Below are 24,848 nucleotides of genomic sequence, written 5' to 3'. Positions count from 1 at the left end.
AGTGCTCTGGCCTTGGCAATCCATGCACCGGTAAAGAGCCCTTGCACCGGGCGAACGATTGGCATTCTAGTGCAACTGAAGGGGAAAATCCGTGGGCGGATTCTGAATAAAACTGGACACCAGGGTGATCCGTCGCCCTCGCCGCCGGCTCGCCCCTCAGTTCAGCCCCGTCAGCCCTGGCCCCTGGGGCTGTCCTGCAGCCCCCCCTCAATACCCGGTCATCTCCAGATAACCGCTGCCGGTGTGGCTGCCCTCCAGGGTGATCGGCCCCTCCCAATAGGGAATACTCAGTTTCATCCACGACTGGGGATTCAAGGCCCGGGTTCTGATGTCCAGTTTCTTATCGGGAATCTTCAGTTGCCAGGCGCTCGGCAGGCGCCGCCCCTCGACCTGGGCTTCCTCCAGGGGCGTCATCTGGATCTGCTCACGCCCCAGGCTCTGGGTGCTGCCATCGGCATTGATCCAGGTGCCGGTGATGTAAGGCGCGCGACGGTTCTCCCGCACCCGGAACAGCATCAACCGTTCTCCGCTGTCCAGGTGCAGGGAGAACCAGTCCCAACCGGTCTGGTCGGCGGCCAGGGGCTGGCTGCTCCACTCCCGATCGAGCCAGGCCGGGCCGCTGACCTCATAGCGTTGGCCGTCGATCTGCAACTGCCCCGACGCCTGGAAGAACGGCTGGCTGTAGTAATAGGACGCCTGACCCTGGTCCGACTTGCGGCTGTAGCCGCCCACGCCCTGCAGCACCAGCGGCTGGCGGCTGGACAGTTGCAACTGATAGGCGAACCCCGGCCCACTGGCCTGCACCTGCATCCGGGCCAGGGGATTGGCCCCGGTGGGCAGGCTGGTGAAGCGCCAGTCATCGATCCAGGCCTGGAACGGCTGCGCCGTGACCCCGGCCTGCCCCACCCCGCCCCGGGCATAACGCTCGGCGGCATAGTGACGGCTGGCCGAAGTGGCCGCCGCGTGCCCCAGCCAGACCAGCGGTGCGCCCCAGCCGGGCTGCTCGGGCGCGGCCCGCAACGCACTGCGAAACAGCGTCCATTGCACACCGAATTGCCGGCCTTGAGCGTCCTTCAGGTTGGCCGTCAGGTACCACCACTCGATGCGAAAACCGTCATGTGGGCCATGATCGGCAGGAAAGCTGAAGGTGCGCCCCGGCACCACCGGGGCAAAGGCCGAGGCCTCGTTGCCCAGCCCGGCAAAACCCTGGGGCGCCGCGGCGTCCTGGTCGCAGCCGGCCAGCAGCAGAAACAGCAGCGACAGCCACCGGCAATCACTCTTCATGGGCAAAGGTCCTCAGCAAATCCGCCGGTTGTGCACGGTACAGCTTCAACAGCGGCCAGGCCGAAGCCGCCAGGGTGGCCAACATGGCCAAGCCCAGCAGTTGCAGGATCTGCCCTGGAAACACCCGCAACGGCAGGCTCCAGCCAAAGGCCTGGACATTGATCACGCTGTTCAGGCACCCGGCCAGGACAATCCCCAGGGGCAACGCCAGCATCAGGGTGAGCACCGCCAGCAGCCAGGTCTGCCCGAGGTTCAGCAGCATCAACTGGCGCCGGCCCACCCCCAGGGCCCAGAGCGGTGCCAACTGGCCCAGGCGGCTCTGGCTCTGGGTCAGCAGGCTGATGAACAGTGCCACCCCGGACACCCCCAGGGTCAGGCTATTGAGGGCGGCGGTGGCGGCGAAGGTACGCTCGAAGACCTGCAGCGACCAACCCTTGAGCCGGGCCTGATCGATGATCCGGCTGTCATCCAGCTGAAACTGCTGTTGCAAGGCACCGATCAGCGGCGCAACCGCCTCCGGCGCAAGGCGCAGGTTGAAACGGTTCGGCGCCAACTGCGGCCAATGCGCCAACAGGTGCTGCACATTCACCAGCAAGTGCCCCTTGGGATTGCCGTAGTCGGCATAGATCCCCACCACCTGGGGCGCCCAGTGCCCTGCCGGCACCGGCAGCTCCAGGCGATCCCCCAGGCGCACCTTGAGTCTTCGGGCCAACTGTTCGCTGAGCATCACGCTGTCGTGCGCCGCCAACTGCGCCCAGGGATCGGCCCCCTGGGCCTCCAGCAACGGCCAATGCTGGCGATAGCTGGGATGGTCGATCACCCCGTACAGGTCCGCCGGCCAGCCCTGAACCTGCAACGCCACCTGCCAGCTGGGCAGCACCGCCGTCACCTGGGGCTGGCGCGGCAGCCAGTCCAGCAGTTGCCCGGCCTGTTCGGGGCTTTGCGGGTTGAGGTAGAGCTCGGCGCTCAGGCGCTGCTCCAGCCAGTCGTTGAAGGTCTGGCGAAAACCGGCAGTCATGCTGCCGGCGCCAATGTTCGCCGCCAGGGCCAGGAGCAGGGCCATCAAGGCCAGGCTCAGGGCCGGCAACTGCTGCCGACTATCGGCGACAAACCATTGCCCCAGCACCCCGCGACTGCGCCCCAGCAAACCGCCCAGCACCGCGTTGAGCAGCACCGGCAGGCCCAGGGCCGCCGCCAGCAGCAAAGCCGCCAGCAGCACGAAACCGCTGGCCAGGCTGTCGCCCCAGTGCCACGCCAGCAGGGCCACCAGCAAGGCCAGGCAAGCGATCCAACCCTGGCGCCGCAACCAGCGGGCATGGGCCTGGTGCCAGGCCTGGGGATTGGCCAGGGCCAGCAGCGGCAGGCGCGCTGCCCGCAGCAGGCTGGCGCCACCGGCCAGCAAGGCGCCCAACAGACTCAGGCCGATACCGCTGAACCACCACCCGGGACTCAGGCTCAACTGCCCGGCCACTTGCGCGCCGTACAAGCCCCGCAGGCTGGCGGCCACGTCCGGCAGCAACACCCCGGCCAGCAGGTAGCCGCTGACCACGCCAGCCACACCGCCCAACAGCGCCAGCCCTCCCAGCTCGACGATCAGGCAGGCAATCAGCAGCCGCGCACTGACCCCGCAGGCCCGCAGGGTGCGCAGCAAGCCGCGCCGCTGCTCCAGGGCCAGGCCAATGGCGGCGTGCACGATAAACAGCCCCACCACAAAGGACAGGAACCCCAAGGCATCCAGGTTCAGGTGAAAGCTTTCGGTCAGGCGCGCCAGATCGCCCTCTGCTTCACCCTGGCGCAGCACCAGTTGCCCCGCCAGTTGCGCCGGCAGTGGCGGTGCCTGGGCGGCAAAGTCCCTGGGCAGCAACAAGCGGCTCAACTGCCCGGGCTGGCCGAGCACCTGCTGGGCAAAACCGATGTCCATCAACAGCAGCCCCGGGGCCATGTCCGACTGCACCCGCAGCGGCGGTAAGCGCTGGCCATTGACTGCCTGGGGTTGCTCGCCCTCTTGCAAGCCCAGGCTGGCCAGGGTCTGCGGCGCCACCCAGGTGGTGCCCGGCGCACTGAAGAACTCGACCATCTGTTGCAGCGCCAGGGCCTGCCCGGCCACCGCGGAACCGGCGGGCAACGATAAGGGCTCGATGCCCATCACCTGCAGGGGCTGGTCGGGGTGATCCTTGAGCTGCACCCGCCCCTGGAGCACCGGCGACACCGGCCAGCCGGCACGGCGCAGCTCGACGAACCCCTGCTGGGAAAAACTCGCACCACTGGCGCTGCCCAGGCTGGCCTGAGGCTCGCCGCCGATCAACTGGCTGGCCCGGGCATAACTGTCCCGAGCCTGACTGTTGAGAGCCAGCACGCCGGTCAACAAGCTGGTGGCCAGCCAGAGTCCGGTGAGCACACTGAAAAACTGCACCGGATGCCGGCGCCAGTGGCTCAGCAGCGCCTGCATCGCTGTGACAAAGACCCCCATCTCAAGCCCCGACCGGGTCGGCCAGACGACCGCGTTGCAGCACCACCGTCTGTTGCAGGCGGCTGGCCACCCGCTGGCTATGGGTGACCATCAACAAGCTGGTGGGGCTGTCCGCCAGTAGCTCCAGCAACAGCTGCAACACTTCGTCGCTGGTGGCCTCGTCGAGGCTGCCGGTGGGTTCGTCCGCCAGCAGCAACCCGGGTTTCGCCGCCAGGGCCCGGCCTAGGGCGACCCGTTGCTGCTGGCCACCGGAGAGCTGCTCCGGGTAACGCCGCAGCAAATCCCCCAGGCCCAGGCGCTCCACCAACTGCGCCTGCCACAGTGGATCGAGGCGCCCGGCCAGGCGTGCCTGGAAGCTCAGGTTGTCTTCCACCCGCAGGCTGCTGATCAGGTTGAACTGCTGGAACACCAGGCCCACTTCAGTGCGTCGCCAGTCGGCACGCTGGCCCTCGGTCATCTGCTCCAGGTGCTGCCCGCCGATGCGGATGCTGCCGGTGTCGACCCGGTCGAGCCCGGCGATCAGGTGCAGCAAGGTGCTCTTGCCACTGCCCGACTCGCCCATCAGTGCCAGGCTGCTGCCGTGCCGCAGCTGCAGGTCCACGCCCTGCAGCACCGCCAACGGGCCCTGGGGCGTGGGGTAACTCTTGAAGACGCCTTGTACCTGCAGCATGGGCTGATTCGTCCGAGTAGAGAGGGAGCCAAGGATAGCCTGAGCAGCACCGCCCCTATCGGCCCGTGCCGGTGAAATATAGTATTGCGCCACTTTCTTCATGGCAGGACGCACAGATGAACTACACCCAGGCCCAATTGAAGTACCGGCTGCAGATTGGCGCAGGCGCGTTGATGTTCACCGGCGCACTGATCTCCACGCTGTTCTCCACCCTCAAAATGCTCCACTGGCGCCTGGACAGCTACACCGCCATGGCGAGCACCATCAACCGCCCGATTCAGCAGTTCACCCTGATGGTCTCGGAAAACACCCGGGCCCTGGACTGGTTCTGGGACAACAGCCCGACCCCCAGCTTCATCGACCTGAGCTACTCCTCCCACTGGAAATTCCTGGTGATCTACCTGCTGATCTTCGTCGGCGCCGCCCTGTTCGCCTCGGGCCGGACGCTGATGCGCAAGGTCGAGGCCGTGGAACCGCTGATCGAGGCCCAGCTCAACGCCCCGGTCGAGGACGGCGTGCCCGCCAGGACCCTGCAACAGCTGGAGGAGTCGACCCGGGTGGAGGCCGCGCCAGCGTTCTTCAGCCAGACCCGCCTGCTGGTGGTCTGGCCCCTGGGCGGCGCCGCGGTCTACCTGGGCCTACTGTGGATGCTGGGCATCATCTGAGCCCGGCACTGGCTGATCGAGCAGCGCCTCGGCCACCGGGTACTTGACCAGCACCCGGTTGCGATACAGGCACTCCTGCCGCAGCAGCTGGGCGTCCTGGCCCTTGGTGCGAATGTCGCGCCAGATCTGGTTCTCCCGGTACACCCGGGTGCCCTCGCGCACAAAGCGATGGGCCCGCTGGTAGACGTGATAGCGATACTCCCGCGGCCGCTCGCAGAGCAGCTCGCCCTCCAGTTGCTGCGCGCCGACCAGCAGCTTGAGCTGCAAGGTCTGGGGGCCGGGGTTGTACAGCACCAGGTCGATGTAGTTGTAGAAGATCGCCGCACCGGAACCGAAGGGCAGCACCCGACCCTCGTCGGGGAACGGGTCGAAGCTGTGGTTGGCCCGCTCCACCACCTCAAGCGGCGAATGCAGCGCCATCCAGTGAATCAGGTTGCTCAGTTGGCAGATGCCACCGCCGATGCCGCGGCGGGCCTCGCCGAACGACAGCTCCATGCCTTCGACAAAACCGCGCCGGCGACTGGGCCGGCCCACCAGCTTGCAGAAGGAAAAATACTCGCCGGGGGCGATGCGCACGCCATCGATGCAGGCCACCGCCAGCTTGAGGTTGATCACCTTGTTGTGCTGCAGCGCCAGGTCGCAGTCGCCCAGGGTGCGGATCAGTTTCGAGGTGTGCTTGATCAGCCGATGGGGCAAGTGCGAGCTGCCGGGCTCGGGCCGGGCGTAACGGCGCCCGGAACAGCGCCAGGCCAGATGACGCATCAGGCGCCTCTGGCGTACTCGCAGCCAGTACAGCAGCGGGTGATACGAGGACAAGGGTTTCATCGATGGTTAAACGGCGGCCCGGCGCGACGACGCAGGAGCCGGCTTCGTCCTTGAAAAAAAGAGCGGCATCTTAGCGGCAAGCCTGCGCCCATGCCAGAAGCCCTGCACCCGAGCGCACCGTACTGGAATGCCCCGAGGACCAGGCCCAGCCCTAGCCCAGCAACTGGCTGAGCACGGCCCGCAGCTTGCCCGGTTTCAGCGGTTTGTTGAGCAGCGGCGCTCCCAGTTGCTGCAAGGCCCGGCGACACTGGTCGCTGCGGTCGGCGGTGATGATCACCGCCGGCAGCGGCTGCTGGAAGTGCTCGCGCAGCTGTTGCACCACCTGGCAGCCGGTGACCCCGTGATCCAGGTGAAAATCCGCCAGGATCAGCTCCGGCGCCCGGCCCTGAAGCACCGCCAGGGCCGCCGCCTGATCGGTGGCGGTGAGCACTTCGCAGCCCCACTGCCCGAGCAGCGCGGCCATGCTCTCAAGGATGCTCAGCTCGTTGTCCAGCACCAGCAGGCGCCGCCCCGGCAGCGGGTTGCCGGTGCCCGGCTGCGGTGCCTGCAAGCTGATGGGCAATGGCACCCGGTCCGCCAGGGGCACCTCGATACTGAACCGCGAGCCCCGCCCCGGCCGCGACTGCACCTGCACCCGGTAGCCGAGGATCTTGGCGATGCGCTCGACAATCGCCAGCCCCAGGCCCACCCCTTTGCGGTCGGCGGCGCGGCCCACGTCCAGCTGATTGAATTCGAGGAAGATCGAATCCAGGCGGTCGGCGGCAATGCCGCGCCCGGTGTCCCAAACCTCCAGCCGCAACTGATCGCCGCGACGCCGCGCCGCCAGCAGGATGCTGCCGCGCTCGGTGTAGCGGCAGGCATTGCTGAGGAAGTTACGCAGAATCCGCGTCATCAGCCGCAGGTCGGTGAACAGGGCAAAGTCGCCAAAGCGCACCCGCAGCTCCAGGCCCGCCGCCTCGGCCACCGACTGGAACTCCGAGACCAGCGGCGCGAGCAACTCATCCAGGCGATAGACCGCAGGGTCGGGCTTGACCGCCGCCTGGTCGAGCTTGGAGATATCCAGCAGATCGGTGAGCAGGTCCTCGGCGCCTTCCAGGGCCTGGTGAGTGCGCTCCACCAGCAGTTGCTCGGCCGCCGGCAGGCGCCGCTCGCGCAAGGTAGAGATGAGCAGGCGCGCGGCATTCAGCGGTTGCAGCAGGTCGTGGCTGGCGGCGGCCAGGTATTTGTCCTTGCTGCGATTGGCCGCCTCGGCGGCGTCCCGGGCATCCCGCAGATCACACTCGATGCGTTCGCGCCGGGCGATCTGCTGCTGCAGGTTGCGGTTGGCTTCCAGCAGTTCATCGGTGCGCGCGGCGACCCGCTGCTCCAACTGGTCGTTGAGCTGTTCCAGGTGCTGCTGGGCCAGCTTGCGTTCGGTGATGTCGGCGACAAAACCTTCCACCAGCCCGTCCTGGTCGGGCTTGAGCAGCAGGTTCATCAGCACATCGATGCTGCTGCCGTCCTTGCGCCGCAACTGGGTTTCATAGCCCAACAGGCTGCGCTGACGCTGCAGCTCCTCGCCGATGGCCGCCAGTTCCGCCGCACCGCCCACGAACAGATTGCCCGCCAGGTCGGCCAGGGAGAACAGCACTTCCTGCGGGTCCTGATAGCCCAGCATGCGCGCCAGGGCCGGGTTGGCCGCGCGCAGGCCGGCCTGCAGGCTGGCCTGGAAGATGCCGTGCACCGCATGCTCGAACAGCCACTTGTAGCGGTTGCGCTCGGTTTCCAGGTCTTCCAGGCGCGCCGCCAGTTCCGGGTAGTGACTCTTGCGCGCCGAGTGATTGCCCAGCCCCAAGAGCCCGGCCAGGGCTCGTTGCTGTTCGTCAGAGGGCCTCGCCATACACCACCTCGACATCACGCTGGCTGGACTCGCGCGGGTTGGTGAGGATGCACGGATCGTCCATCGCATGCTGCGAGAGGAACGGAATGTCGCTGCTGCTGACCCCATGCAGGCTCAGGGTTTCGTGGAAACCGATGGCGTGCTTGAGGGCGATCAGGTGCTCCACCAGGCGCCCACAGATCTGCCGCTGGTTGAGCCCGCGGCAGTCGATGCCGAAGGTCTCGGCAATCACCTTGAAGCGCTCCGGCGCCGAGCTGTAGTTGAAGGCCACCACATGCTCCACCAGCACCGCGTTGCACAATCCGTGGGGCAGGTCGAGAAAGCCTCCCAGGCTGTGGGACATGGCATGCACCGCGCCGAGAATCGCGTTGGAGAACGCCAGCCCGGCCTGCATGCTGCCGAGCATGATCTGCTCGCGCAGGGCGATGTCGCCGGGGTTGGCGATCATCTGCACCAGGTTGCCGTTGATCAGGCGCATGGCTTCCAGGGCATGGGGATCGGTGAGCGGCCCGTGGCCGGTGGAAACAAAGGCCTCGATGGCATGCACCAGGGCGTCGATACCGGTGCAGGCGGAGAGGAACGGGTCCATGCCCAGGGTGGTTTCCGGGTCGATCAGCGACACATCCGGCACCACCGCCTTGCTGACGATGGAGAACTTCATCCGTTCCTGCTGGTTGGAGATGATCACGAACTGCGAGACGTCCGCCGAGGTGCCGGCGGTGGTGGGAATCATGATCAAGGGCGGGCTCGGCACGCGGATCATGTCCACCCCTTCGAACTCCAGGATGCTGCGTCCGTGGGCCACCACGATGCCGATGCCCTTGCCGCAGTCCATGGGGCTGCCGCCGCCGACGGCGACGATCACATCGCAGGCGTTTTCGCGGTAGACCTCGGCGCCCTGCATCACCTCCTCCACCCGCGGGTTGGGCGAGACCTGGCTGTACAGGCAATAGTCGACACCCTGGGCCTGGAGACTGGCCTCGACATCGGCGACCCAACCGGCGGCAATCACCCCGGGGTCGCTGACCACCAGGACCTTGCGCGCGCCGAAGGTCTTCGCATAGTTGCCGACGTTATGCCGGCAACCGGCGCCAAAGATGATTTCCGGAGACACGAACTTGCGCAGCAGACTGAGATTCTGGCTCATGACGGAAGCCTGTTTTCTTATTGTTCTGGAAGGAGAACGCCAGCCTAAAGCATCCGTTGCTGAAAGCAATCCGACCATCGGCGGACTTCGCAGCCTCGCAGGCCCTGTAGCCGCTGCCGCAGGCTGCGAACGGCGCGAAGGGCCGCAGCGTGCTTGAGACCGCTGCGGGTTTGGCGGGGGATCGTCAAGCAAGGCCCTGCGGGCCTTTGCGCAGCTTCGCCGTGGCTCAGCAGCGGCTACAGGGCCAGTGCCGATCCAAGGTTGTGTAGCCGCTGCCGCAGGCTGCGAACGGCACGAAGGGCCGCGGCGCTCTTGAGGCCGCTGCGGGTTTGGCGGGGGATCGCCAGGCAAGGTCCTGCGGACCTTTGCGCAGCTTCGCCGTGGCTCAGCAGCGGCTACAGGGCCAGTATCGATCCGAGGGTGTAGCCGCTGCCGCAGGCTGCGAACGGCACGAAGGGCCGCGGCGGTCTTGAGGCCGCTGCGGGTTTGGCGGGGGATCGTCAGGCAAGGCCCTGCGGGCCTTTGCGCAGCTTCGCCGTGGCTCGGCAGCGGCTACAGGGACCGGGTGGCGTCAGAGATGGATGTCCATGCCGTCATGCGCCACTTCGATGCCGCGGCGGGTCAGCTCGGCGCGCTCGGCGGAGTCTTCGTCGAGGATCGGGTTGGTGTTGTTGATGTGGATCAGCACCTTGCGCGCCCGGGGAAAGCGCTCCAGCACCTCGAGCATGCCGCCGGGGCCGCTTTGCGCCAGGTGGCCCATCTCGCTGCCCAGCTTGTCGCCGACGCCACAGACGCGCATTTCATCGTCGCGCCACAGGGTGCCGTCCACCAGCAGGCAGTCGGCGCGGTCCATCCATTCCAGCAGGGCCTCATCCACCTGCCCCAGGCCCGGGGCGTAGAACAGGCTGGCGCCGCTGCGCCGGTCCTCAATGAACAGGCCGATGTTGTCCCCCGGGTGCGGGTTGCCACGGTGGGGCGAATACGGCGGCGCGCTGCTGCGCAGGGCAATGGCCCGCAAGGCGAGGTCTGGGCAGGCCGGTAGGCTGAACTCGCGGCCATCGAGGTGGATGGGCTGCCACTGCAAGCCGCCGTTCCAGTGGCTGAGCATGGTGAACAGGGGGAAGCCGCTGCACAGGTCCTGATGGACCATCTCGGTGCACCAGACCTGATGCGGGCAGCCTTCGCGCAGGCTGAGCAGGCCGGTGCAGTGGTCGATCTGGCTGTCCAGCAGGATCACTCCGGCCAGGGCGGTGTCGCGCAAGTGCCGGGCCGGTTGCAGCACCGGGAAGGACTCCAGCTGTGCGCGAATGTCCGGCGAGGCGTTGCACAGGATCCAGTCGTTGCCGTGGTCGCTCAAGGCGATCGACGATTGGGTACGGCGCTGGGCGCGCAGGCTGCCGTCGCGCACCCCGGCGCAGTTGCGGCAGTTGCAGTTCCACTGGGGAAAACCGCCACCCGCCGCGGACCCGAGAATGCGGATATGCATGACGTGCTCCTGAAGGGCAAAAGACTCCGGCCAACACCAGGAGCGGCCGGAGCGGGACGGCTCAGCGGTTGGCGAAGTACATGGTCACTTCAAAGCCGATGCGCAGGTCGGTGTACGCGGGTTTATGCCACATGGGGTCAATCCTCTTGTTGTGCCGGACGATTCCGGTAGAGGCATTAATGCACGGGGCGCGCGGCGGCCGAATGCTACTTTGGGACGAGCCGGCGGGGTGCGTTGGTAGGGGCTGGGCGCACGTGTAGCCGCTGCCGCAGGCTGCGAACGGCACGAAGGGCCGCAGCGTTCTTGAGGCCGCTGCGGGTTCGGCGGGGGATCGTCAGGCAAGGTCCTGCGGGCCTTTGCGCAGCTTCGCCGTGGCTCAGCAGCGGCTACAGGGCTACAGGGCCGGTGTCGATCTGAGGTTGGTGTAGCCGCTGCCGCAGGCTGCGAACGGCACGAAGGGCCGCAGCGTTCTTGAGGCCGCTGTGGGTTTGGCGGGGATCTTCAGGCAAGGCCCTGCGGGCCTTTGCGCAGCTTCGCCGTGGCTCGGCAGCGGCTACAGGGCCGGTGTCGATCCGAGGTTGGTGTAGCCGCTGCCGCAGGCTGCGAACGGCACGAAGGGCCGCAGCGTTCTTGAGGCCGCTGTGGGTTTGGCGGGGGATCGTCAGGCAAGGCCCTGCGGGCCTTTGCGCAGCTTCGCTGGGGCTCAGCAGCGGCTACAGGGCCGGTGTCGATCCGAGGTTGGTGTAGCCGCTGCCGCAGGCTGCGAACGGCACGAAGGGCCGCAGCGTTCTTGAGGCCGCTGCGGGTTTGGCGGGGGATCGCCGAGGCTCGGCAGCGGCTACAGGATGGCGCAAGTTGAGGGGATCGGGGTCTCTAAAAAAAACGGCGCGACGTCCACCCAAGACGTCGCGCCGTTGCCACACAAAGCGGGGCAGCACCCAACTACCCCGCCCTTTCTTGCCCTTAGAAGAAGCCCAGGGGGTTGATGTCGTAGCTCACCAGCAGGTTCTTGGTCTGCTGGTAGTGGTCGAGCATCATTTTGTGGGTCTCGCGGCCCACGCCGGATTTCTTGTAGCCACCGAACGCGGCATGCGCCGGGTACAGGTGGTAGCAGTTGGTCCACACCCGACCGGCCTTGATCGCCCGGCCCATGCGGTAGGCGCGGTTGATGTCGCGGGTCCACAGCCCGGCGCCCAGGCCGAACTCGCTGTCGTTGGCAATCGCCAGGGCTTCGGCTTCGTCCTTGAAGGTCGTCACGCCCACCACCGGGCCGAAGATTTCTTCCTGGAACACGCGCATCTTGTTGTGGCCCTTGAGCAGGGTCGGCTGGATGTAGTAACCGCTGGACAGGTCGCCTTCCAGGCGCTCGGCGGCGCCACCGGTGAGCAGCTCGGCGCCCTCCTCCTGGGCAATCTGCAGGTAGGAGAGGATCTTCTCGTACTGCTGCTGCGATGCCTGGGCGCCGACCATGGTCTCGGTGTCCAGCGGGTTGCCGCGCTTGATCTTGACGATCTTCTTCATCACCTCGGCCATGAATGGCTCGTAGATCGACTCCTGCACCAGGGCGCGGGACGGGCAGGTGCAGACTTCACCCTGGTTGAAGAACGCCAGCACCAGGCCCTCGGCGGCCTTTTCGATGAACTTGGGCTCGGCCTGCATGATGTCTTCGAAGAAGATGTTCGGCGATTTGCCGCCCAGTTCCACGGTGGACGGAATGATGTTCTCGGCGGCGCATTTCATGATGTGCGAGCCCACCGGGGTCGAGCCGGTGAAGGCGATCTTGGCGATGCGCTTGCTGGTGGCCAGGGCCTCGCCGGCTTCACGGCCGAAACCCTGGACGATGTTCAGCACGCCGGCCGGCAGCAGGTCGGCGATCAGCTCGGCGAAGATCATGATCGACAGCGGGGTCTGCTCGGCGGGCTTGAGCACCACGCAGTTGCCGGCGGCCAGGGCCGGGGCGAGTTTCCAGGCGGCCATCAGCAGCGGGAAGTTCCACGGGATGATCTGCCCGACCACGCCCAAAGGTTCGTGGAAATGGTAGGCGGTGGTCAGTTCGTTGATCTCGGCGGCGCCGCCTTCCTGGGCGCGGATGCAACCGGCGAAGTAACGGAAGTGGTCGGCGGCCAGGGGCACGTCGGCGTTGAGGGTTTCGCGCACCGCCTTGCCGTTGTCCCAGGTCTCGCTGACCGCGAGGATCTCCAGGTTCTGCTCGATGCGGTCGGCGATCTTCAGCAGCACCCGCGAACGGTCATGGGCGCTGGTCTTGCCCCAGGCATCGGCGGCGGCATGGGCGGCGTCCAGGGCCAGGTCGATATCGGCGGCGCTGGAACGGGGGAATTCGGCGATCACTTCGCCGTTGACCGGCGAGGTGTTGGTGAAGTACTGGCCAGCCACCGGCGGCACGAACTGGCCGCCGATGAAATTGCCGTAGCGTGGCTTGAAGGACACGACGGCGCCTGGGGTTCCGGGTTGTGCGTAGATCATGCTGAGCCTCTGCTGGTCGAGGCCTGTCCGACGACAGGCGATGGACCGATGGTAGAGAGCCTCGGGGGCCGGACGAATGCATCGTTGGCAGGGGGGGCTCTCGTCATTTGGTCGTAGGTTGATTGCCCAGTGCGGGAGCCGGCTTGCCGATGAAGGCGCTCTTGCGGGCCTCTTCGCCAGCAAGCTGGCTCCTACGATTAGCGTTTGCTCACCAGGTCCTTGGGCAGCTTGAAGGTCCAGAGCATGCCGCCCTGGTTGAAGTCCTTGACCCGCTTGGCCACTTCGCCGCCCCACAGCGGCACCGCGCCGCCCCAGCCGGAGAGCACCGAGACGTACTGCTCGCCGTCCATTTCCCAGGTCACGGGCGAGCCCAGGACTCCGGAGCCGGTCTGGAATTCCCAGACCTTCTCGCCGGTCTTGGCATTGAACGCCTGGAGGAAGCCTTCAGGCGTGCCGGTGAACACCAGGTTGCCCTTGGTGGTCAGTACCCCGCCCCACAGCGGCGCGAAGTTCTTGTGGCGCCAGACTTCCTTGCCGCTGATGGGGTCGATGGCCCGCAGCACGCCGATGTAGTCCTCGTTCAGCGGCTTGATGGTGAAGCCCGCGCCAAGGAACGCCGCGCCCTTCTTGTAGGCAATGCCTTCGTTCCAGATGTCCATGCCCCACTCGTTGGACGGTACATAGAACAACCCGGTGTCGCGGTTGTAGGCCATGGGCATCCAGTTCTTGGCGCCGAGGAAGGCCGGGGCGACGAACACCGAACTGCCCTTGGCTTCGCTGCCCGGGGCGCCGGGACGGCTGGCCTCGTTGTAGATCGGCCGGCCGTTCTTATCCAGGCCGGTGGCCCAGGTGATCTTGTCGACAAAGGGGAAACCGCGGATGAACTTGCCGTTGGTGCGATCGAGCACGTAGAAGAAGCCGTTGCGGTCGGCGGTGGCGGCGGCCTTGATCTCCTTGCCGCCCTCCTTGTAGTTGAAGGAGATCAGCTCGTTGACGCCGTCAAAGTCCCAACCGTCGTGGGGGGTGCTCTGGAAGTGCCACTTGATGGTGCCGTCGTCCGGGTTCAGGGCCAGGCGCGACGAGGAATACAGGTTGTCGCCAGGGCGCAGGTGGGAGTTCCACGGCGCCGGGTTGCCGGTGCCGAACAGCAGCAGGTTGGTTTCCGGGTCGTAGTAGCCGCCGAGCCACGGCGCCGCGCCGCCGGTCTTCCACAGATCGCCCGGCCAGGTCTTGCCCGCCTCGCCACCGGAAATGCCGTTCTCGATGGCCTTGCCGTCCTTGTACACATAGCCCATGTGGCCTTCCACGGTGGGACGCATCCACAGCAGCTCGCCGTTTTTCGGGTCGTAGGCCTGGATCTTGCCCACCACCCCGAACTCGCCGCCGGCGACCCCGGTGATCAGCTTGCCGTTGACCATCATCGGCGCCGCGCTGATGGAGTAACCCTCCTTGTGGTCGGCGACCTTCTTGCTCCACACCACCTTGCCGGTGTCCTTGTTCAGGGCCACCAGCTTGGCGTCCAGGGTGCCGAAGAACACCAGGTCGCCGTACAGCGCCACGCCGCGGTTGATCACGTCGCAGCACGGGCGGATGTCATCGGGCAGGCGCGCATCGTACTGCCAGAGCTTCTTGCCGGTGCGCGCGTCCACCGCGAACACCCGGGAATAGGAGCCGGTCATGTACATCACCCCGTCCTTGATCAGCGGCTGGGCCTGCTGGCCGCGCTGCTTCTCGCCGCCGAAGGAGAAGGCCCAGACCGGCCGCAGCTCCTTGACGTTATCGACGTTGAGCAGGTCCAGCGGGCTGTAGCGCTGGCCCTGGACACCCAGGCCGTTGGTGACGATCTGCTGCGGGTTCTTCGGGTCCTGGAGGATCTCTTCATCGGTGACGGCGGCCAGGGCCGCGCTGGACAGCAGCATGGCGCTGAGCACCAGGCTCACGGCGAAACAGGGACGACGTGGGGGTTGGGTCATGACGGCTACCTCGGCGGTTATTGTTGTTCCCGGGAAATTTTCCCGGTCTGCCGGGAATTCTTGGTCCCGGCCTGTTTGCCAACAATTGCCCGCAGTGCGGAGTTTTCTAGTTCCTTGGTACAGGAGCGGCAGGCTGCAAGGGGGTAGGCAGAGGCCCATAAAGCCTTCTTCGCCGGCACACGAACGTCGCGCAGCCGCGCCGACCAGGCGGCGCTGAGGTGCGTCTGTGTTGAGGTTGGAGGTGGCGAGCTTGCGCCCTCGCCACCCAGGTCAATGGGCGTCGATGCGCTGCAGTTGCTGGCGCTCGTAACGCGGGTACAGGTGGCTGACGCTACGGATCAGCTCGTAGCGAGTCAGGCTGATGCCGGCAAAACGCTCGGGGATCGGGCGGCGGATCATCTCCGCCATGTCGTCGCCCCGGGCCGCGCCGTCGCGCATCAGCCCATCGAGCCAACTCAGGTAATCGCGCATCTGGGCAAAAGGCGCCGCATCGCTGGCCACCGGGCCATGGCCTGGGACGATCAGCTTCCACGGCAGGGCCTGCAAGGTGTCCAGGTCCTTGAGCCATGCCTCCAGCCCCGGGCTGTTGGGGGTGGTCAGCGCGCGCTCGTAGAACACCAGGTCACCGGCAAACAGCACCCCGGTGTTCTCATCGAGAATCGCCAGGTCGGCACCGGTGTGCCCACTCAAACTGAGCAGGCGCAAGCGATGCCCGCCCACCTCAAGCACCCCGGGCTCCAGCACCTGGGTCGGCAACACCACCTCGGTGCCGCGCATCCAGTCGCCGACCAGGCGGTACAGGTTCTCGGCCATGGCGTCCCCCTGCTGGCGCAGCAGATCGCCGGTGCCGGCCAGGGCGCCGATGGGCACATCGCCAAAGGCCTGGTTGCCCAGCACATGGTCGGGATGATGATGGGTCAACAGCAGCTGGATCACCGGCTTGTCGGTGGTGGCGGCAATCGCCCGGCGCAAGGCTTCGCCGTAGCGCTTGGACGGCCCGCTGTCGATCACCACCACCCCGCTGTCGGTGACGATGAACCCGGTGTTGACGATATTGCCGCCATTGGCCTTGGCGAAGTTGTCGGTGCTGCCTTCCAGCAGCCAGGTGCCCTCAGCGATCTGCCGGGGCTTGAGTTGATAGTCCAGGTCGGCCCGGGCCGGCAGGCCCAGGCATAGCAGCAACAGCAGGATCCAACGCATGGTGCGCCTCGGCTCGGGTGGGTCAAAGGATGCGCTCAGGGCAGCTTGGCCTCGAACTGGTTGCCGCTGTTGTCGCGCAACAGCAAGCGGGTCTGCCCCGGCCCCTGGATGTCGAACCCCAGGTTGGGGTTTTCGCTGACCGCCGGGAACAGTTCGAGGCTGGCCAGAAGCTGATCGTTCGGGTCGCGCAATTCGGCGTGGTTGAGAAAGAACTCGGGGATGCCGCTGACCAGGCCGTTGTCCATCGGGTGGGACACTTGCAGGCGCAGACGGCTGGCATCACCCCGGGGGTAACGCCCGCCCAGCACCTCGCCGATGTGCTCTTCCCAGCCGGGCTGGGTGCGCACCACGCTGGGGGCGGTGCAGCCGCCACCGGCGGCATCGATCAGGGTCGAGCCCACGTGCCACAGGCCGTCGCGGGTCTGCACCGCGGCGCGCAGCGGCGTGGCCTGCTCGATGCGGATGCGGATCGACAGCCAGGGCAGCACCCGCTCCCCCGGCACGAAATCGACAATACGCGGCAAGGGGTTGAGCTCGGCCCAGGCAAGGATGCGCACCACGTCGCCGCTGAAGGCCCGGGCGTCGATCTCCAGCGGCACCTGCCGCGCGTCCTCGGCAAAGGGCGGCGCCAGCAGCTTGACCCGGTCATCGAAGACGAACGCCGCGTCCCCCAGCAATTGCTTGTGGTAGAAGGCCCACATCACCGAGGGCACCGGGTCCGCACCCGGGGCCTGGGGATCGGCAGCCAGCGCCGGGGTCGCCAAGGGCAGCCAGCACGCCAAAAGGCAGGTCGCTCGCCAGTTCATCGCAGCTCCTATTGATACATCTCTGGGACCTCGTAACGCAGGCCATAACGGGCGTACAGCGCCTGCAGGCGACCGTCGCGGATCAACCCTTCCAGGGCCTCCTCCACGGCATAGGCCAGCTGGCGGTTGCTTTCATGCACCGCCATGCCGATCTCCCACACCTGCTTGCCCATGTTCGGATAGGCGTTTTCCGCCAAGGCCAATTGCGGGTCAGCGGCCTGGTGCAACTGCCAGTCGATCTCGCCGCGCATGGCCATCACCGCGTCCACCTGCCCGGCCCGCAAGGCACCGAAGGCCTGCTGCACGCTGGGGTAATGATGGGTCTTGGCACTGAGCATGCCGTTGAACACCGAGGTCAGGTAGAACGACGGCACGCTGTCCACCTCGACGCCAATGGGGTGCTGCTGGAACACCGCGACACTGGCCACCGAGTCCAGCCGGCGGCGGTCGAATGCCACCTGCCAGCGCTCTTCCTGATAGGGGCCGAACATCACCACGTGGTCGTTGGTCAGCTCTCCCAGTTCGTTGCGCTTTTGCGCAAAGTCGTGGTCGTAGGGCACGCGCATCATCAGGTCGGCCAACTGCTGATGGCGCAGCGGACTGCCGCGCCAGATGTAATCCCGCAAGTCGTCGTCGAGCTTCTCACCGGGGGGCGCCCAGATCAGTTGCAGGCGCACCCCCAGGGCCTCGGCCAGGGCTTGCGCCAGCTCGACGTCGACGCCCCGGGGCTGGCCCTGGTCCTCGAAGCTGTAGGGGGCAAAATCCTGGTACACCGCCACCTTCAGCTCACCGGAGGCGATCATCGTGTCGTAGTTGCGCACCTCGGCCTGCACAGCCGCGCAGCACAACAGCAGGCCACTGAGGAACACGCCGAGGCGGCCCATGGCGATCACTCCTCGACGCGCACGCTGTCCAGGTAGGTGCGCACCGCCCACAGGGCTTCCTGGCTCAGGTAGTCGGCCATCTTCGGCATGTACACCCGGCCATCGCGCACCGCGCCGTGGCGCACCCGTTCGACGAACCATTCATCCCCGGCTTCGCCGGCATCGAGCATGCGCAGGTCCGGGGCGATACCGCCGGACTTGGCTTCCAGGCCATGGCAGGCGGCGCAGTTCTGGTTGTAGGCCGAGGCACCGATTTCCACTGCCTTGTCGCGCTCGGGCGAGGTGCGATAGGGGTTGACCGCGGCCCAGCCGTCGCCATCGAGGCTCACACCGGCATCCTTGATCGGCGTCAGGCCCTGGGTTTCCACCGCCTGGGGCACCACGTTGCCATGGGCCCATACAGCGCCGGTGGCCAAGGCACCGGTCAGCAGCCCTACCGCGAGCAAGGCGTTGCGTTTTGTTGTCATTGTTATGCCCTCAAGATTGCACGCAAGACCTCGCTACAGAGGCCATGGCGCCATCTTAGGAACAGCCGGCGGACGGCCGTATGCTGCTTTGGTGGTCGCGTCCTACTCCCTTGGTAGTAGGGCTTGTGGCGCGGGCCTAAATCAGGTGCCGCCCGGGAACTTTTCCCGGCAAAGGCGGGACTTTTTCCGTATCTCAAAGCGCGTCTCGCGGCAGACCCTAGTCAGGCCAAAACCTCCACTGGGAACTGCAACCATGACAATAAGATCGCTACCCGCCCTTTCCCCCCTGAGCCTCGCCGTCCAAGCCCTGCTGCTGACCACCAGCTTGTCCCTGGGCGCGGCGGCCACAGCGGCTACCGCCCCGGCGGCACCTGCCAGCAAGAACGTCACCTGGGAAGACATCGCCAACGACCACCTGACCACCCGGGACGTGCTGCAGTACGGCATGGGCACCAACGCCCAGCGCTGGAGCCCCCTGGCCCAGGTCAACGATAAAAACGTGTTCAAGCTGACCCCGGCCTGGTCCTACTCCTTTGGCGACGAGAAGCAGCGCGGCCAGGAATCCCAGGCCATCGTCCGCGACGGCGTGGTCTACGTCACCGGTTCCTACTCGCGGGTATTCGCCCTCGACGCCAAGACCGGCAAACGCCTATGGACCTACAACCACCGCCTGCCGGACAACATTCGCCCGTGCTGCGACGTGGTCAACCGCGGCGCGGCGATCTACGGCGACAAGATCTACTTCGGCACCCTCGACGCCCGGGTCATCGCCCTGGACAAGAACACCGGCAAGGTGGTGTGGAACAAGAAGTTCGGCGACCACAGCGCGGGCTACACCATGACCGGCGCCCCGGTGCTGATCAAGGACAAGACCAGCGGCAAGGTGCTGCTGATCCACGGCAGCTCCGGCGATGAATTCGGCGTGGTCGGCCAGCTGTTCGCCCGCGACCCGGACACCGGCGAAGAGGTGTGGATGCGGCCCTTCGTCGAAGGCCACATGGGCCGCCTGAACGGCAAGGACAGCACCCCCACCGGCGACGTCAAGGCGCCGTCCTGGCCCGATGACAAGACCACCGAAACCGGCAAGGTCGAAGCCTGGAGCCACGGCGGCGGCGCCCCTTGGCAGAGCGCCAGCTTCGATGCCGAAACCAACACCATCATCGTCGGCGCCGGCAACCCCGGCCCGTGGAACACCTGGGCGCGGACCTCGAAAGACGGCAACCCCCACGACTACGACAGCCTCTACACCTCGGGCCAGGTCGGCGTCGACCCGAGCACCGGCGAAGTGAAATGGTTCTACCAGCACACGCCGAACGACGCCTGGGACTTCTCCGGCAACAACGAACTGGTGTTGTTCGACTACAAGAACAAGGACGGCAAGGTGGTCAAGGCCACCGGCCACGCCGACCGCAACGGCTTCTTCTACGTGGTGGACCGCAACAACGGCAAACTGCAGAACGCCTTTCCCTTCGTCGACAACATCACCTGGGCCAGCCACATCGACCTCAAGACCGGGCGCCCCGTAGAGAATCCCGGCCAGCGTCCGGCCAAGCCGCTGCCGGGTGAAACCAAGGGCAAGCCGGTGGAAGTCTCGCCGCCGTTCCTGGGTGGCAAGAACTGGAACCCCATGGCCTACAGCCAGGACACCGGGCTGTTCTACATCCCCGGCAACCAGTGGAAGGAGGAGTACTGGACCGAGGAAGTGAACTACAAGAAAGGCTCGGCCTACCTGGGGATGGGCTTCCGCATCAAGCGCATGTACGACGACCACGTCGGCACCCTGCGCGCCATGGACCCCACCACCGGCAAGCTGGTGTGGGAACACAAGGAGCAGCTGCCGCTGTGGGCCGGCGTCCTGGCGACCAAGGGCAACCTGGTGTTCACCGGCACCGGCGACGGCTTCTTCAAGGCCTTCGACGCCAAGACCGGCAAGGAGCTGTGGAAATTCCAGACCGGCAGCGGCATCGTCTCGCCGCCCATCACCTGGGAACAGGATGGCGAGCAGTACATCGGCGTGACCGTGGGCTACGGCGGCGCGGTGCCGCTGTGGGGTGGCGACATGGCCGAACTGACCAAGCCGGTGGCCCAAGGCGGTTCATTCTGGGTGTTCAAGATCCCGAGCTGGGATAACAAGACCGCCCAGCGCTGACCGACTGGTGGCGAGGCGCTGGCGCCCGCTGGGCCGCGCAGCGGCTCCGAACCCTGCCCACGCGATAGCTCAGGCCTACCGCGTGGGCCGGGTTCACGACGGCTACGCCCCCGGGGCGCCGGCCGGTCCAGCGGGCGCCAGCGCCCTCGCCCCACCCGCCTTCACTCCCGCCTGGAGAACCGCACCATGAACTACCTGCCCCTGGTCCTGCTGTTGGGCCTCTCGCCCGCCTTCGCGGTGAACGTCGACGACGACGGCAACGATGTACCCCTGACCATCAATGGCTGCCTGATTGCCGAATCCAGCCAATGCCCGGGCGCCAACCTGCGCGGCGCCAATCTGGCCAACCAGGACCTGCGCAAGATGAACCTGGCCGGCGCCGACCTCTCCGGCGCCGACCTGCGCCATGCCCAGCTGGACCTGGCCAATCTGGAAAAAGCCCGCCTGCAAGGCGCCAACCTGACCCGTGCCAGCCTGCAACAGAGCAACCTGCGGCTGGCGGACTTTACCGACGCCAAGCTGATGGCCATTCAGGGCTGGGGCCTGTTTGCCCAGGGCGCGCAATTCGAGAACGCCAACCTCAGCGCGGCCTACCTGCAATTTGCCCGGCTGTCCGGGGCCAAGCTGCACCGGGCCAACCTGCAAGCGGCGGATCTGGAAATGGCCTGGTTGAGCAAGGCCGATCTGCAAGGGGCCAATCTTAGCGAGGCCAATCTGCAAGAGGCCAAGTTGGGTGAGAGCAATCTGGAACGCGCCGATTTGCGCGGGGCGCGACAACATTATGGGAATTTTCAGGATGCCAATATGGAGGGGTGCCAGGGGTGTCCGGGGACTTGGGATAAGTAGGGGGTTGGGGGCATAGCCGATGCTGCGGGGGCGGCCTCTGGCGGTTTCGCTTTTACAGCGGTGGGCTGTGGACATATCCGTTGTTGCGGTCACGGCCACTTAGGGTTCCGCTCTTACAGCGAGTGGGAGGGGGGACATATCCATTCCTGCGGGTGCGGCCGCTGGCGGTTTCGCTCTTACAGCGAGTCACTTTGAAAAGCCCAAAGTAACCAAAGGCTCCTGCCCCTCCACTCGGTGCCTCGCCTAGGCTCGGCATGCCCGAACTCCGGCATTGATCCGTGGGCCGCCGCCACCGGCCATCCCTGGCCGGGTGGCGGCTAACCCGGCATCCCTGCCGGGTTACCCACGGCTCAATGCCTGCGTTCGGCCATCGTGGTTAACGGGGCGTTCAGATCAAGATCAAAATCAACAGCAAGATCAAAATCTGACGGCGGCCTGCCGGCCGGCCTGTTTCATTGCCGTTCGCGTTAATGTAGCCGCTGCCGCAGGCTGCGACCGGCTCCGCAGGAGACGCTAAACCTGCCTCCCCGATATTCCTGACATATCGCGCCGCCTGGTTTTGCGAGCGCGAGCGCTCGTTCGCAACCTTCGGCAGCGGCTACAAGGAGCCGGCCTGCGCACCTTGGCTTTGGCTTTTGATCTTGATCTTGATCTTGATCTTGATCTTCCGGCCCCTTCCCAGCCGGCCGAGCGTAGGCGTTGCGTAGGGGGCAGCTCGGCATGGATGCCGAGCTAGCCGCCACCCGGCCATGGATGGCCGGTTGGCGGCGGGCCCCCGGAGCAATGCCGGAGAGAGGGAACCCCGAGCCCCAGCGAGGGGCCCATGGAGGGGCAAGCGTTTTTTGGTTCCTTTTTTTGGCGTTTGAAAAAAAGGGACTCGCCGTAAGGGCGAAACCATAAGGGGCCATAACCGCAGCAACGGATATGTACTCCGTCCCCCATCGCCGTAAGGGCGAAACCCTAAGTGGCCGTAACCGCAGGAATGGATATGTACCCAACCCCCAAACCATCAAGACGAAACCACCAGCAGCCACACCCTCAGCAACGGATATACACCCCGCCCCTTCACCACAAAAAGCCCCCAACATCCCCCACCACTACCGGAAAACACCTTCAGCCAACCACTCAGGAAAGTCCCGCATACCATGCAAAACCCGCCATACATCGATGTGGTCATCGCGTTCAACGTAGAACACCAGATAGGGATAGCGTTTCAGCGGCCAGCAAAGCACCCCCGGCAGATCCAGCTCGTGGGCGTAGCGAGACATACCCGAGGCCGGATGGCGGCCGATATGAAGATAGGGCTTTTCAAAGCATCGATAAAACCGAGCGCAGCCTGCTCGGCCTGTTGGTCAAGGTAGTAGTTGATAACGCCTTCCACATCCTGGCTGGCAAGGGCGCGTGGCATGACCGGCTTGGCTTTCATCTTCGCGCCTTGTGAACCCTGGCACGCAGGGATTCGAAATAGTCACCCTGCACAGCAGTGCCCGGCCCCGATTGAGCACCGGCCAACAACAGGCCACGCAGATGTTGCCGATCCTGATCCTTGCGAATCAGCTCACGCACATATTCACTGCTGGTGCTGTAGCCGCGCTGGCTGACTTGATCATCGACAAAGGACTTGAGAGCGTCCGGCAGGGAAATGTTCATGGTGCTCATGGCTTTGTCCGCCTTTGACAAATTTTGCCAAACCATACCCCCTCACCCCGCCACCCGCACCACCCCCATATCAATCCCCAAATGCACCAACTCCGCATGGGAGCTGACCTGCAGCTTGCTCTTGAGCAAGGTCAAATGGTTCGACACAGTCTTGGCGCTGATGCACAGCTGCTCGGCAATCACCCGCGCCGGGGTGCCCTTGGCCAGCATCACGAAGATCTCCAGCTCGCGCTGGGTCATGCTCTGCAAGCGCGGGTCGCTGGCGTTCTGCGCCGGGGTGCAGGCCAGTTGGGTGGCCAGGGGCTGTTCGATGTAGGCGTGCCCGGCCAGCACCCGGTGCACCGCTTCGATCAGCACCTGGGGCGCGGAGTTCTTGGTCAGGTAGCCCGAGGCGCCAGCCTCCAGGGCCTGGCGCACCAGGGGCAGTTCGTCGTGCATGCTGAAAAACAGCACCCGCAGTTGCGGCAGGCGCTGGCGCAGGCGGCGGGTGGTCTCCAGGCCGCTGATGCCCGGCAGGCCGAAATCCATGATCACCAGGTTCGGCACTTCTTCAGCGACCCGGGTCAGAGCTTCTTCGCCGCTGGCCGCTTCGCGCACCTGCATCGCCGGCAATACCGCGCGCAGCAGGCTGGCGTAACCCTGGCGAACCACGGCGTGGTCATCCACCAACAAGATGTTCATCAGGCCTCCACGGGCATGTTCAGGGGCATGTTCAAGGCCAGCGCCCAACCGGCGCCGGGACGGCTGAGAATGTGCAGTTCGCCCCCCAGGCTGCGGGCGCGTTCGGCCATCGAGTGCAGGCCGACGCCGGGGCGCTGGGGCTGGCGCGCGCCGCATCCGTTGTCGCGCACCAGCAGGCGCAGGCCCCGGGCGCTGCGTTGCAGGCGCACCCGCACCTGGCTGGCGCCGGCGTGCCGGGCGACGTTGGTCAGCGCTTCTTGCAGCAGGCGGTAGAGGTGGGTCTTGCTGGCGTCGGGCAACGCTGGCAGGTCGGCGCCGACCCGCAATTGGCAGTCGATGCCCTGGCTGTCCTGCCATTGGCTCACCAGCAGGCCAAAGGCTTCGGCCAGCGGCAGGTGCTGCAGCACCACCGGGTACAGGTCCTGCACCAGGGCGCGAAAGCCCTGCTGCAAGCGTTCGCAATTGAGTTCCAGGGCCTGGGCCGTATGTTCCACCACCGTGGGCTGGCCGCTGACCATGCGCAGCAGGCAGACCTGGGCGCGGATGCCCGCCAGGTATTGCCCGAGGTCGTCGTGCAGGGTCTGCGCCAGGTAGGTGCGTTCGCGCTCCTGCACCGCCAGCAGGGCCTGGGTCAGTTGTGCATTGTCGGCCCGGGTCTGCTCCAGGGTCGCGGTCATGCGGTTGAAGTGTCCGGCCAGTTGTCGCGCTTCCGGCAGCCCGGCCTCGCGCAGGCGCACCGCCAGTTGCCCGCCGGACACCTGCTGCAAGGCCCGCAGCAAATCATCCAGCAAGCCCATGCCCCGACGTACTGCCCAGCGGATGGTCAGCAGGCTCAAAAGCAGGGCCAGGCCGCACAGGCTCAACAGCTGTTGCAGGGAATCCCAGACTTCATCGATCTCGTCGCGCGCGTCCACGGCGATCAGCACCCGGCGGCCGTCGCCCAGGTCCAGTTCGCGGGCGCTGTGGCGGCGGTCACTGAACAGCTGGCGGCCAAGCCAGGCGTCCAGCCCGGCCTGCTCGGGCATGCGCGCCGCCTCGTCCGGCCCCAGCCAGTGCACCCGCACATGGCGCAGGCTCTGGGTGAGATGCGGTTGCAGGCCCGCCGGGTTGCGCTCGGCGCTGTCGCTCAAGTACTCCACCACCGCTTCGGCGGACTGCAGTTCACGCTCGACATCGGCCACCGCCTGATGCAGCAGCAAGCCGGCGCAGGCCAGGGTCACCACGGCAAAGAACGCCGTGACCCACAGGTTGATCCGCCACAGCGCCGACATGC

20 protein-coding genes and 1 pseudogene are annotated in these 24,848 nt (G+C 66.1%); 3 read left to right on the top strand and 18 right to left on the bottom strand.

Translation table 11 applies throughout. The annotated features are described in order from the left end of the window. Nucleotides 1–207 precede the first annotated feature (207 nt). From Q8O96_RS03005 to Q8O96_RS02995, 3 genes are read right to left on the bottom strand one after another with little or no spacing between them, the layout of a single operon-like run. Nucleotides 208–1,284 (bottom strand): lipocalin-like domain-containing protein, encoded by a 1,077-nt coding sequence (locus Q8O96_RS03005; protein ID WP_305948325.1) that lies wholly within the window; start codon nucleotides 1,282–1,284, stop codon nucleotides 208–210. After that, nucleotides 1,274–3,754, bottom strand: coding sequence for an FtsX-like permease family protein (locus Q8O96_RS03000; protein WP_305948324.1), 2,481 nt, complete (start codon nucleotides 3,752–3,754; stop codon nucleotides 1,274–1,276). Before Q8O96_RS03000 ends, Q8O96_RS03005 begins: the two co-directional genes overlap by 11 nt. A 1-nt stretch (nucleotide 3,755) precedes the next feature. Next, nucleotides 3,756–4,424 carry an ABC transporter ATP-binding protein gene (locus tag Q8O96_RS02995; RefSeq protein WP_305948323.1) on the bottom strand — a complete coding sequence of 223 codons (669 nt, stop codon included), beginning with the start codon at nucleotides 4,422–4,424 and terminating at the stop codon, nucleotides 3,756–3,758. Nucleotides 4,425–4,540: 116 nt separating this feature from the next. Here Q8O96_RS02995 and Q8O96_RS02990 point away from each other — a divergent pair, with 116 nt between their 5' ends. Further along, a complete protein-coding gene (locus Q8O96_RS02990; protein WP_102861869.1) occupies nucleotides 4,541–5,089 on the top strand; it encodes a YniB family protein in 549 nt (182 codons plus the stop codon). On the opposite strand, the gene Q8O96_RS02985 is transcribed toward Q8O96_RS02990, so the two are convergent. The 11 genes from Q8O96_RS02985 to pedF form a co-directional block, all read right to left on the bottom strand. Next, nucleotides 5,063–5,914 (bottom strand): VanW family protein, encoded by an 852-nt coding sequence (locus tag Q8O96_RS02985; RefSeq protein ID WP_305948322.1) that lies wholly within the window; start codon nucleotides 5,912–5,914, stop codon nucleotides 5,063–5,065. The genes Q8O96_RS02990 and Q8O96_RS02985 overlap by 27 nt on opposite strands. Before the next feature lie 151 nt (nucleotides 5,915–6,065). Then, nucleotides 6,066–7,793: a NahK/ErcS family hybrid sensor histidine kinase/response regulator gene (locus Q8O96_RS02980; RefSeq protein WP_102861871.1), complete on the bottom strand. Its 1,728-nt coding sequence runs from the start codon at nucleotides 7,791–7,793 to the stop codon at nucleotides 6,066–6,068. Further along, nucleotides 7,777–8,940: an alcohol dehydrogenase-like regulatory protein ErcA gene (gene ercA / locus Q8O96_RS02975; RefSeq protein WP_060838525.1), complete on the bottom strand. Its 1,164-nt coding sequence runs from the start codon at nucleotides 8,938–8,940 to the stop codon at nucleotides 7,777–7,779. The genes Q8O96_RS02980 and ercA overlap by 17 nt, the downstream gene beginning before the upstream one ends. A gap of 571 nt (nucleotides 8,941–9,511) precedes the next feature. Further along, on the bottom strand, nucleotides 9,512–10,426 hold the full coding sequence (gene pqqB, locus Q8O96_RS02970; RefSeq protein WP_305948321.1) for a pyrroloquinoline quinone biosynthesis protein PqqB: 915 nt from the start codon (nucleotides 10,424–10,426) through the stop codon (nucleotides 9,512–9,514). 61 nt (nucleotides 10,427–10,487) lie between these two features. Continuing rightward, nucleotides 10,488–10,559: a pyrroloquinoline quinone precursor peptide PqqA gene (gene pqqA, locus Q8O96_RS02965; protein WP_011060521.1), complete on the bottom strand. Its 72-nt coding sequence runs from the start codon at nucleotides 10,557–10,559 to the stop codon at nucleotides 10,488–10,490. An 830-nt stretch (nucleotides 10,560–11,389) separates the two neighbouring features. Continuing rightward, a complete protein-coding gene (locus Q8O96_RS02960; protein ID WP_305948320.1) occupies nucleotides 11,390–12,910 on the bottom strand; it encodes an aldehyde dehydrogenase family protein in 1,521 nt (506 codons plus the stop codon). Between the two features lie 197 nt (nucleotides 12,911–13,107). Beyond that, on the bottom strand, nucleotides 13,108–14,883 hold the full coding sequence (gene pedH, locus Q8O96_RS02955) for a PQQ-dependent alcohol dehydrogenase PedH (RefSeq protein ID WP_102861874.1): 1,776 nt from the start codon (nucleotides 14,881–14,883) through the stop codon (nucleotides 13,108–13,110). A 270-nt stretch (nucleotides 14,884–15,153) separates the two neighbouring features. Then, entirely contained in the window at nucleotides 15,154–16,083 is a 930-nt protein-coding gene (locus Q8O96_RS02950) for a quinoprotein relay system zinc metallohydrolase 1 (protein WP_250330312.1), read from the bottom strand. A gap of 35 nt (nucleotides 16,084–16,118) precedes the next feature. Then, a complete protein-coding gene (locus tag Q8O96_RS02945) occupies nucleotides 16,119–16,889 on the bottom strand; it encodes a quinoprotein dehydrogenase-associated SoxYZ-like carrier (protein ID WP_250330311.1) in 771 nt (256 codons plus the stop codon). 8 nt (nucleotides 16,890–16,897) lie between these two features. Then, nucleotides 16,898–17,773 carry an ABC transporter substrate-binding protein gene (locus tag Q8O96_RS02940; protein ID WP_305948319.1) on the bottom strand — a complete coding sequence of 292 codons (876 nt, stop codon included), beginning with the start codon at nucleotides 17,771–17,773 and terminating at the stop codon, nucleotides 16,898–16,900. Nucleotides 17,774–17,778: 5 nt separating this feature from the next. Next, nucleotides 17,779–18,240 (bottom strand): cytochrome c-550 PedF, encoded by a 462-nt coding sequence (gene pedF, locus Q8O96_RS02935; protein ID WP_102861878.1) that lies wholly within the window; start codon nucleotides 18,238–18,240, stop codon nucleotides 17,779–17,781. 253 nt (nucleotides 18,241–18,493) lie between these two features. On the opposite strand from pedF, the gene exaA reads away from it, so the two are divergent. Both exaA and Q8O96_RS02925 read left to right on the top strand, forming a co-directional pair. After that, entirely contained in the window at nucleotides 18,494–20,389 is a 1,896-nt protein-coding gene (exaA, locus tag Q8O96_RS02930; protein WP_102861879.1) for a quinoprotein ethanol dehydrogenase, read from the top strand. A 186-nt stretch (nucleotides 20,390–20,575) separates the two neighbouring features. After that, nucleotides 20,576–21,235, top strand: a complete 660-nt coding sequence (locus Q8O96_RS02925; RefSeq protein ID WP_305948318.1) for a pentapeptide repeat-containing protein — start codon at nucleotides 20,576–20,578, stop codon at nucleotides 21,233–21,235. Nucleotides 21,236–22,332: 1,097 nt separating this feature from the next. Here Q8O96_RS02925 and Q8O96_RS02920 read toward each other — a convergent pair. The 4 genes and pseudogenes from Q8O96_RS02920 to Q8O96_RS02905 all read right to left on the bottom strand — a co-directional run bounded on the left by Q8O96_RS02920 (nucleotide 22,333) and on the right by Q8O96_RS02905 (nucleotide 24,846). Beyond that, nucleotides 22,333–22,661 (bottom strand): annotated as a pseudogene (locus tag Q8O96_RS02920) (type II toxin-antitoxin system RelE/ParE family toxin). Next, nucleotides 22,658–22,894 (bottom strand): type II toxin-antitoxin system ParD family antitoxin, encoded by a 237-nt coding sequence (locus Q8O96_RS02915; protein WP_305948317.1) that lies wholly within the window; start codon nucleotides 22,892–22,894, stop codon nucleotides 22,658–22,660. Before Q8O96_RS02915 ends, Q8O96_RS02920 begins: the two are co-directional and overlap by 4 nt. Nucleotides 22,895–22,936: 42 nt before the next feature. After that, nucleotides 22,937–23,575, bottom strand: coding sequence for a response regulator transcription factor (locus Q8O96_RS02910; RefSeq protein ID WP_060838517.1), 639 nt, complete (start codon nucleotides 23,573–23,575; stop codon nucleotides 22,937–22,939). Beyond that, nucleotides 23,575–24,846, bottom strand: a complete 1,272-nt coding sequence (locus Q8O96_RS02905) for a HAMP domain-containing sensor histidine kinase (RefSeq protein ID WP_060843071.1) — start codon at nucleotides 24,844–24,846, stop codon at nucleotides 23,575–23,577. Before Q8O96_RS02905 ends, Q8O96_RS02910 begins: the two co-directional genes overlap by 1 nt. Nucleotides 24,847–24,848 lie beyond the last annotated feature (2 nt).

This window comes from Pseudomonas sp. LPH60, assembly GCF_030718165.1.
GTDB classification, from domain to species: Bacteria; Pseudomonadota; Gammaproteobacteria; order Pseudomonadales; family Pseudomonadaceae; genus Aquipseudomonas; species Aquipseudomonas danubii.
The sequence above is the reverse complement of the archived record's forward strand: the minus strand, read 5'-3'. Positions and strand labels throughout refer to the sequence as shown.

Coding starts and splice junctions, on each gene's coding strand:
- Q8O96_RS03005 (WP_305948325.1), bottom strand. CDS start 1,284: ATGAAGAGTGATTGCCGGTGGCTGTCGCTGCTGTTTCTGCTGCTGGCC.
- Q8O96_RS03000 (WP_305948324.1), bottom strand. CDS start 3,754: ATGGGGGTCTTTGTCACAGCGATGCAGGCGCTGCTGAGCCACTGGCGC.
- Q8O96_RS02995 (WP_305948323.1), bottom strand. CDS start 4,424: ATGCTGCAGGTACAAGGCGTCTTCAAGAGTTACCCCACGCCCCAGGGC.
- Q8O96_RS02990 (WP_102861869.1), top strand. CDS start 4,541: ATGAACTACACCCAGGCCCAATTGAAGTACCGGCTGCAGATTGGCGCA.
- Q8O96_RS02985 (WP_305948322.1), bottom strand. CDS start 5,914: ATGAAACCCTTGTCCTCGTATCACCCGCTGCTGTACTGGCTGCGAGTA.
- Q8O96_RS02980 (WP_102861871.1), bottom strand. CDS start 7,793: ATGGCGAGGCCCTCTGACGAACAGCAACGAGCCCTGGCCGGGCTCTTG.
- ercA (WP_060838525.1), bottom strand. CDS start 8,940: ATGAGCCAGAATCTCAGTCTGCTGCGCAAGTTCGTGTCTCCGGAAATC.
- pqqB (WP_305948321.1), bottom strand. CDS start 10,426: ATGCATATCCGCATTCTCGGGTCCGCGGCGGGTGGCGGTTTTCCCCAG.
- Q8O96_RS02960 (WP_305948320.1), bottom strand. CDS start 12,910: ATGATCTACGCACAACCCGGAACCCCAGGCGCCGTCGTGTCCTTCAAG.
- pedH (WP_102861874.1), bottom strand. CDS start 14,883: ATGACCCAACCCCCACGTCGTCCCTGTTTCGCCGTGAGCCTGGTGCTC.
- Q8O96_RS02950 (WP_250330312.1), bottom strand. CDS start 16,083: ATGCGTTGGATCCTGCTGTTGCTGCTATGCCTGGGCCTGCCGGCCCGG.
- Q8O96_RS02945 (WP_250330311.1), bottom strand. CDS start 16,889: ATGAACTGGCGAGCGACCTGCCTTTTGGCGTGCTGGCTGCCCTTGGCG.
- Q8O96_RS02940 (WP_305948319.1), bottom strand. CDS start 17,773: ATGGGCCGCCTCGGCGTGTTCCTCAGTGGCCTGCTGTTGTGCTGCGCG.
- pedF (WP_102861878.1), bottom strand. CDS start 18,240: ATGACAACAAAACGCAACGCCTTGCTCGCGGTAGGGCTGCTGACCGGT.
- exaA (WP_102861879.1), top strand. CDS start 18,494: ATGACAATAAGATCGCTACCCGCCCTTTCCCCCCTGAGCCTCGCCGTC.
- Q8O96_RS02925 (WP_305948318.1), top strand. CDS start 20,576: ATGAACTACCTGCCCCTGGTCCTGCTGTTGGGCCTCTCGCCCGCCTTC.
- Q8O96_RS02915 (WP_305948317.1), bottom strand. CDS start 22,894: ATGAGCACCATGAACATTTCCCTGCCGGACGCTCTCAAGTCCTTTGTC.
- Q8O96_RS02910 (WP_060838517.1), bottom strand. CDS start 23,575: ATGAACATCTTGTTGGTGGATGACCACGCCGTGGTTCGCCAGGGTTAC.
- Q8O96_RS02905 (WP_060843071.1), bottom strand. CDS start 24,846: ATGTCGGCGCTGTGGCGGATCAACCTGTGGGTCACGGCGTTCTTTGCC.